This window comes from Prevotella sp. AM42-24 (assembly GCF_003461825.1).
GTDB classification, from domain to species: Bacteria; Bacteroidota; Bacteroidia; order Bacteroidales; family Bacteroidaceae; genus Prevotella; species Prevotella hominis.
Window position 1 is genome coordinate 1 of record NZ_QTXV01000173.1, and the last position, 911, is coordinate 911.

Genomic DNA, 911 nt, shown 5'->3' on the forward strand with positions numbered 1-911 from the left:
ATTTTAATAATGCTTTATATAATAATCGAAGTCTGCTTTGTTTTTAGGAGCTATATCACGCATTATAACCCCATACATTCCACTTGGTATTGGTGATTTCCAATAATCTAATCCCTTTTTCTTCAAGAAATTAACGACTTTCATTTTGTCTGTATATTCTTTAGAACCAATTGGATATACGCATTTACGTAGTTTATATAGAATGTCTACTTCAAAAGTGGGATAATCAGGCTTATCCAAGTCTATTTCTGTAAACTTTCTGCGATAGTCTGCTCCTTTTTGCAGAAGATATAACATAATATCCATCCTATCAAAAATCATACAATTTTCTATTGCGCAATTTTCAGTAGATGTTGCATAATTAATGTTTGCTCCTGCATCAACTAATAATTTAACCTTCTCAAAGGAGGAAAACACAGCAGCACTTAAAGCAAAATCTCTAATTGGTACAATCTCGCCCAAACCATTCTCCTGAACTCCACAAGCTGTTGAATTTGGATTTCCTCCATACTTCAGTAATAAAGCAAGTATTTTACTTGAGGGTCTAGTAAAGCGACAAGCTAGTAACACTGCACTTTGTCCAAAGTATTTAGTGGAGTCATTATGTGCATTAGGATTAGCTCCCAGCTCTAATAATTTTTTAACGGATTCTATTTTATTAGTACGTGTTGCTAACATCAAAAGAGTCTGCTTGTACTCAGGATCTCGATAATCTACAGAAATATGCATCTGTAAAACTTGTTTAGAAATCTCTGTAGTATCTTCATCTTCAACAGCCTTTGCTAAAGACCATGCAGGCGTATGTTTATACAACCTAAAATCATCTCCTAACATGTCTTTTACGTTAGGCTCTGTACAGGAAGAACAAACAAACAATACTAAGAATAAAAGATGCCTCATATTTATAATAA

1 protein-coding gene is annotated in these 911 nt (G+C 33.5%); it reads right to left on the reverse strand.

Going from position 1 to position 911, the window contains the following annotated elements:
- Window positions 1-3 precede the first annotated feature (3 nt).
- Window positions 4-911: ankyrin repeat domain-containing protein (locus DW917_RS16990; RefSeq protein WP_233524827.1), on the reverse strand; the 908-nt coding region annotated here is incomplete at its 5' end.